Here is a 3,383-nt window from a genome sequence, read left to right on the forward strand (position 1 = left end):
GCACCGCGCGGGTGCGCGGTGCGGGGCCGGGGAGGTCGCGCGGTCCGCGGCGGGACCGGCGCCGCTACTGGGCGAGGAAGGAGAGCAGGTCCTGTCGGCTGATCACGCCGGTGGGCTTGCCCTCGACCAGCACGATCGCCGCGTCCGCCTTCTCCAGCGCGACCATCAGGTCCGCGACGGGCTCGCCGGAGCCGACCTGCGGCAGCGGCGGGCTCATGTGCTTCTCCAGTGCGTCGTCCAGGGTGGCGCGCTGTGCGAACAGCGCGTCCAGCAGCTCGCGTTCGACGACGGAGCCGACGACCTCGGCGGCCATCACGTCGGGGTGGCCCGCCCCCGGCTTGACGATCGGCATCTGCGAGACGCCGTACTCGCGCAGCACCTCGATGGCCTCGCCGACGGTCTCGTCGGGGTGCATGTGGACCAGCTCGGGGATGCCGCCGGTCTTGCGGCGCAGCACGTCGCTGACGCGGGTCTCCGGCTCGCCGCCCTCCAGGAAGCCGTAGTCCGCCATCCACTCGTCGTTGAAGATCTTGCTGAGGTAGCCGCGTCCGCCGTCGGGGAGCAGCACGACGACGACGTCGTCGGGGCCCAGCTCCCGCGCGACCTCCAGGGCGCCGGCGACCGCCATGCCGCAGGAGCCGCCCACCAGCAGGCCCTCCTCCTTGGCGAGGCGGCGGGTCATCTGGAAGGAGTCCTTGTCGGAGACGGCGACGATGCGGTCGGCGACCTCGCGGTCGTAGGCGTCGGGCCAGAAGTCCTCGCCGACGCCCTCGACCAGGTAGGGCCGGCCGCTGCCGCCGGAGTACACGGAGCCCTCCGGGTCGGCGCCGATGACGCGGACGGTGCCGCCGCTGGCCTCACGGAGGTACCGGCCGGTGCCCGAGATGGTGCCGCCGGTGCCGACGCCCGCCACGAAGTGGGTGACGCGGCCCTCGGTCTGCGTCCAGATCTCCGGCCCGGTCGTCTCGTAGTGGGAGCGCGGGTTGTCCGGGTTGCTGTACTGGTCGGGCTTCCAGGCGCCGGGCGTCTCGCGGACGAGCCGGTCGGAGACGTTGTAGTACGAGTCCGGGTGGTCGGGGTCGACCGCGGTGGGGCAGACCACGACCTCCGCGCCGTAGGCACGCATCACGTTGATCTTGTCGGCGGAGACCTTGTCCGGGCAGACGAAGACGCAGTGGTAGCCCTTGCGCTGGGCCACGATCGCCAGGCCGACGCCGGTGTTGCCGGAGGTCGGCTCCACGATGACCCCGCCGGGCTGGAGCTCGCCGGAGGCCTCTGCCGCCTCGATCATCCGCAGCGCGATGCGGTCCTTCACGGACCCGCCGGGGTTGAAGTACTCGACCTTGGCAAGCACCGTCGCCTCAATGCCGTCGGTGACGCTGTTGAGCTTCACCAGCGGCGTGTTGCCGACAAGATCGATCATCGACTCGTAGTACTGCACTGTGTCTCCACACTCCTGAACGGCGTCGGTCGCGGCGGTGGGGCCGGCTCCGGTGGTGCGTCGGTCTCGCGGGCCGCGCGGTGCGACGGCCGCGGACCGGCGGTCGGCTGTGTGTCGCCACCGGCACTCTATCGGCGCGACCCCGCATGTGGACGCGCGTTGCACACACCGGCGCGACCGCCCCGGCGACGGACGCGTGGAGCACGCCGGGGCGGGTACGTCGCACATACCCCCGGTCATCGGCGGCGACGGACGTCGCCCCGCGGCCGCCCGGCCCGGGGGCCCGCCCCGCGCGGCGCGCGGGGGCAGCGGGGGTGCGCACGCTACCGGCACGGCGCACGGCAGGATCTGCACGACGGCGGTACGGCACGCAGCACGGCGGTACCGCACAGCACGAGGACGGCGACGGCGCCGCCACCCGGATCACGGTGGCGGCGGGACGAACGGAACGCGGACAGCGGACCGGGAGAAGGCACACCGGGCGGTGTCGGGCCGCGACCGCGGCCGGCACCCCGGTCGAACCGGCGGGCACGGTGGCCCGCCGCGCGGGGAGGTGGAACGGTCCATGGCGGGAGCGAGAGTGGCGCGGCGCATCGCGACGGCCGCGGCGTTGGGCGGCGGCGGGATCGGTGTGGTGGGCGGAGTGGCACTGGGTGTGCTGCTCACCGAGGCCCAACTGGCGAAGCGGCAGATCGGGGTGAGCGAGGAGACGCCGCCGGTCGCCGACGGCCGGTACGGCGCGGCGCTCCGCAGCGGGCGGCGCCCGGCGCTGCGCCTGGGGTTCCTGGGCGACTCGACCGCGGCGGGGCTGGGCGTGCGGCGCGCCGCGCAGACCCCGGCGGCGCTGGTCGCCTCCGGACTCGCGGCGGTGGCCGAGCGGCCGGTCGAGCTGCGGAACGTGGCGCTCAGCGGGGCGGAGTCCACCGACCTCGACCGCCAGGTCTCGCTGCTGCTGGCGGACCCGCTCACCTCGCCCGCCCCGGACCTCTGCGTGATCATGATCGGCGCCAACGACGTGACCGGGCGCCTCTCCCCCGCGACCTCCGCGCGCTGCCTCTCCGAGGCCGTCGCCCGGCTGCGCGCGGCGGGGTCGCGTGTGGTGGTGGCGACCTGCCCGGACCTGGGGACGATCGAGCCGGTGGCGCAGCCGCTGCGGTGGGTGGCGCGCCGGCTCAGCCGGCAGCTGGCGGCGGCGCAGACGATCGCCGTGGTGGAGCTGGGCGGGCGGACGGTCTCCCTCGGTGACCTGCTCGGCCCCGAGTTCGCGGCCAACCCCCGGGAGATGTTCGGCCCGGACCGCTACCACCCGTCGGCCGAGGGGTACGCGACCGCCGCGATGGCGCTGCTGCCGACGGTGTGCGCGGCGATGGGGGTGTGGCCGGAGCCGGAGCGGGTGGAGCCCGCGCGCCGCGAGACGGTGCTCTCGGTGGAGCGCGCCGCGGTGCGGGCGGCGAAGGAGGGCGGTACGGAGGTGGCCTCGGACGATGCCGCCGCCTCGCGTGCTCCGTGGGCCCTGCTCAAGCACCGGCGGCGGCGGCGCATCGCCGGCTCGGAGCCCGAGGCCGCCGAAGCGGCAGAAGCGGCCGGCTCCGAGGACTCCGAGGACTCCGGGGGCTCCGACGGCTCCGGGGAGGGCGGTGCGGACGCGGCACGGCCGGACGCGCCCCGGCGGGAGGACCGCGGTGGTGCGACCGGACCGGACGGCCGGGGCGAGGGCGGTCCGGGCGACCCCGGTGACGGCGATGTCGGCGGCGGGGACTCCGGCGGCAGCGGCCCGGGCGGCAGCGGCGGCACCGGTCCCCGGTACACCGGCCCCGGCGGCACCGGTCCCGCTCGGACCGATCCGCTCCCCGACGCCCCGGACGACGGCGCGGCAGCGCCCTCCGGGGCGGGCGCCCGCCGGCGGCACCCACGACTTCGTGGACTGGCTGACGAAGCGCGG

At 75.9% G+C, this 3,383-nt stretch carries 1 protein-coding gene and 1 pseudogene; one reads left to right on the plus strand and one right to left on the minus strand.

Annotated features, from left to right (window positions below; translation table 11 throughout):
- Positions 1–64 precede the first annotated feature (64 nt).
- Entirely contained in the window at positions 65–1,441 is a 1,377-nt protein-coding gene (locus HCN52_RS22960) for a cystathionine beta-synthase (RefSeq protein WP_312876845.1), read from the minus strand.
- Between the two features lie 565 nt (positions 1,442–2,006).
- Between HCN52_RS22960 and HCN52_RS22965 the strand changes: the two are divergent.
- Positions 2,007–2,999, plus strand: a pseudogene (locus HCN52_RS22965) (SGNH/GDSL hydrolase family protein); the annotation flags it as partial.
- Between the last annotated feature and the right edge of the window lie 384 nt (positions 3,000–3,383).

Origin of the sequence: Streptomyces bohaiensis (genome assembly GCF_012033785.1) — a bacterium.
Lineage (GTDB): Bacteria > Actinomycetota > Actinomycetes > Streptomycetales > Streptomycetaceae > Streptomyces > Streptomyces bohaiensis.